The sequence below is a fragment of the Microcoleus sp. B4-C2 genome (assembly GCF_036705265.1).
Classification (GTDB): domain Bacteria; phylum Cyanobacteriota; class Cyanobacteriia; order Cyanobacteriales; family Microcoleaceae; genus Microcoleus.
The window spans coordinates 1-3,444 of the sequence record NZ_JAUBUB010000188.1; the positions used below are offsets into that span (position 1 = coordinate 1).

At 39.4% G+C, this 3,444-nt stretch carries 4 protein-coding genes; 2 read left to right on the forward strand and 2 right to left on the reverse strand.

Annotated elements, in window-relative coordinates; all coding sequences use genetic code 11:
* Window positions 1–109 precede the first annotated feature (109 nt).
* Together QUB20_RS28210 and QUB20_RS28215 are read left to right on the forward strand one after the other, a co-directional pair.
* On the forward strand, window positions 110–307 hold the full coding sequence (locus QUB20_RS28210) for a type II toxin-antitoxin system HicB family antitoxin (RefSeq protein WP_236506697.1): 198 nt from the start codon (window positions 110–112) through the stop codon (window positions 305–307).
* 139 nt (window positions 308–446) lie between these two features.
* A complete protein-coding gene (locus tag QUB20_RS28215) occupies window positions 447–1,682 on the forward strand; it encodes a class I SAM-dependent methyltransferase (protein ID WP_333251435.1) in 1,236 nt (411 codons plus the stop codon).
* 51 nt (window positions 1,683–1,733) lie between these two features.
* Here the strand turns inward: QUB20_RS28215 and QUB20_RS28220 are convergent, their stop codons facing one another.
* Together QUB20_RS28220 and QUB20_RS28225 are read right to left on the reverse strand one after the other, a co-directional pair.
* Window positions 1,734–2,381 (reverse strand): hypothetical protein, encoded by a 648-nt coding sequence (locus QUB20_RS28220; protein WP_333251432.1) that lies wholly within the window; start codon window positions 2,379–2,381, stop codon window positions 1,734–1,736.
* Between the two features lie 275 nt (window positions 2,382–2,656).
* Window positions 2,657–3,388 (reverse strand): ISL3 family transposase, encoded by a 732-nt coding sequence (locus QUB20_RS28225; protein ID WP_333291830.1) that lies wholly within the window; start codon window positions 3,386–3,388, stop codon window positions 2,657–2,659.
* Window positions 3,389–3,444 lie beyond the last annotated feature (56 nt).

Genomic DNA, 3,444 nt, shown 5'->3' on the forward strand with positions numbered 1-3,444 from the left:
AATCTTCACAAATGGTTTGTAGAAATTTTCGCTAAACCCACATAGCTATTGGATCATTCTTTTTGTGGAGGTCTCTATAGTAAAATTTAAAGAACAAAGAGGTTGCAGAATGAATGTCAGCAAGCAAGAGTTCTACGTCATTATTGAACGAGATGAAGATGGCTATTATGTCGGGGAAGTCCCACAGCTAAAAGCCTGTTATAGCCAAGGAGAGACTATTGATGAGTTGATTGCCAATATTAAAGAAGTTATTGCACTTTGTTTAGAAGAAGAGGGTGATCGTTTAACATATAGAGGTTCTGCGTAATTCCTGTATAGCAACAATCTCAAATTGCCGAACATCAATATTTCTCTCTTTTCTCTTCCTCTGTGTCCTCTGCGCCCTCTGTGGTTAAAAAAATCTTTATTTCATAAATAAAATAACATCAACTTTAATTCCATAAATTATGGCAGTCAAGCAATTAGATATTAACGATAGTAACCCGGAACTCTGCGCTTTAATCTGCGAAAGAATTGCCGCCACTCCGCAGCAGCGTATTACTTTTGCTGAATATATGGATTTGGCATTATATCATCCGCAGCACGGATATTATAATAATAGCGATCGACAGTCGATCGGCAAACAAGGCGATTTTATCACGTCGTCTCATTGGGGTGCTGATTTTGCGGAGGTTTTGGCGGATCAGTTTGTAGAAATGTGGGAATTTCTCGTTAGCGGAGCCCTCGAAGAGGATCGCCCTTTCAATTTCGCGATCGTAGAAATGGGCGCTGGGCGGGGAAATTTTGCCAAAAATGTGCTGCAATATCTGCAACGGCAACATCCCGATTTCTTTCATATTTTAGAATACATTATTATTGAACTTTCCCCTGGGCTCCAAGCGGAACAGCGGCAAATTTTAGCGGATATTAAGTGTGTTAAGTGGTGCAATTGGGATGAGATAGTTAATAATTCAATTGTCGGCTGTTTCTTTTCTAACGAGTTAGTCGATGCTTTGCCAGTGCATCAATTCATTCTGGAAGAAGGGCAAGTTAGGGAGATTTACGTTGCCGCCGAAACCCCAAAAAATGAACAAGAAGAGATAAAATTTGTTGAGGTTATTGGCGAAGTTTCCACGCCTAAAATTGGCGAGTATTTGGATTTTGTGGGCATCGATTTGTCGGCGAGTGTTTATGGGAATGGTTATCGCAGTGAGGTGAATTTGGCGGCTTTGGACTGGATGAGTAAAGTTGCTCAAAAGTTGCAGCGGGGATATTTGTTAACTATTGATTACGGTTATCCGGCGCACCGCTATTACAATCCGAGGCGCAGGGAGGGGACGCTACAGTGTTATTATCGCCACCGATATCACAGCAATCCTTATATTAATGTGGGCCGGCAGGATTTAACGGCTCATGTTAATTTTACGGCGCTGGAAAGGCAGGGGGAATTGTGCGGTTTGGATTTGGTAGGGTTTACTCAGCAGGCTTTGTTTTTGATGGCGTTGGGTTTGGGCGATCGTATTGCTTCTCTATCAACAAATGATGCGGAAGTATTGGATGTGGCAACGTTTTTGCGCCGACGGGAGGCTTTGCATCAACTGATCGATCCGATGGGTTTGGGGGGTTTTGGGGTTTTGGTGCAGTCGAAGGGGTTGAAGGAGGAGGAAAAGGGGAGAATGTTGAAGGGTTTGATGGTGCCTTAAGTTAACTTTAATAGGCAACACGCACTTTTTTCCAATTACTTTGGTCATTACTTAAGCGCACTGACTCAGTGGTGGAAATTCCCATTTTCCTGAATAGAAAGTAGATGGCAACTTTAAACAATAGGCAGCAGGAACCACCTCAATTAACCACCAATTAAACATATCTCGTTTGGCCACAGCAAAACCAGAAATAGCATCGCCGGTAATGGCATCATACAGAATATCTAAGATGGCATTATAGGCTGTTTTTGTATTGAGTGTTTGCAGCAAGCCATAGAAGATATTATAAGCTTCGTCAGTAGCTTGATATTTTCCAATTTTGTTGATATTAGGAAACAAGGTATCTGCCCCAGTTTCGGGAATTTCACAACCATCCTTCAGCCAACAAAATACAATTTCTTGAACTCTATCAGCCTTGTCTTCTTCAGGAAAGTAATGTTTAATCGTCGGTTTAGCTGCTAATGCTATTCCATAAGCCATATAGACGTATCGCTGATGGGATATTGCATCATTAGGCATCCCAAAGGCTGTCATCACTTCTGCAAAAGCTTCTTCAACATCTGACTTTCCGCCTCTTTCGTATAAATCGCGGTACTGTCTGTCCCAAACAGCCTGAAGTGTTTCCTTTAATTTTTCTGGAATATCTAAGTTTTTGGGCAACTTAAATTCGGTGTAATGACCTATATTAAACTTTATCACTGCCTTACCCTCCTTATCTATATTTCATTAATTTTAAACCAAGAAAAAGCTAATGCTAAGCTTGACATCATTTCCATTCTACCTTGGCTAGAGAAGCCAGTACAGATCAGGTAGACTGTACTGGCTTAATTTGTCCCCTCTATCTTTTATCTCTAGGAGATAGGTGATTGGATTCTACAAGCACTTGAATGTTCCGGAACCTCATTTTAAACTCATCACAAGTAACATTACAGCCAGAACACATGGCTCTCCTGAACTTATGGTTATAAGTTTATCTAATCAGAAAAGCAAGCTAATACGCGATTCCTAAAATTATTAAAATTAGAAAAACCATACCCTTGCCGCATTATCAACTTAATCCGATTGTTGATTCCTTCCATGACTCCACTTGTGGTGCGATGAAGAAAGTAGTTGCAAATACCCTCAAAATGATTCTCAATTGTTGATGCAGATTCTCTAAAAAATACTTGTGCATGATTTAGCCATTCTTTGATTTTGGTCTGCCCTTCTTTGACCGTCAAATTAGTCTCATATATTTCTCTAAATTTTTCTTTCATCTCATACGCAATTCGCAAACATTCGGATTTTCCTAGTGTTAATTCTAATTTATCAATCTGCTCTTGATTCAAATTTACTCGATTACTTAATAATAAATATTTACTTTGCCTGTCTGTTATTCCGGCTGCTCTACGTAACTTATTTAAGTCTTTGTTAACTACTTTCATTACATGAAAACGATCAATAATAACTTTGGCGTTTGGGAATACTTTTTTGATAACTTTAGGGAATCCTCCCCACATATCAACACTCACTTCCTCAACTTGTTTACGAACTTCAATTGGTTGTTCTATAAGGACTTCAATGATTTCTTCACAGCGATGAGAATCAATCATCTCAATTAAATTACCTTCGCCCAGGTCACTCACAACAGTCACAAAATTTCCTTGACCTTTTCGCATACTTATCTCGTCGAGACCAATTCGTTTAACCCAGAAGTGTTGAATGATAGGAAAAGATTGCTAAAATAGGTCTAACAATGTATAATTGCAGAGTTATAAATTAT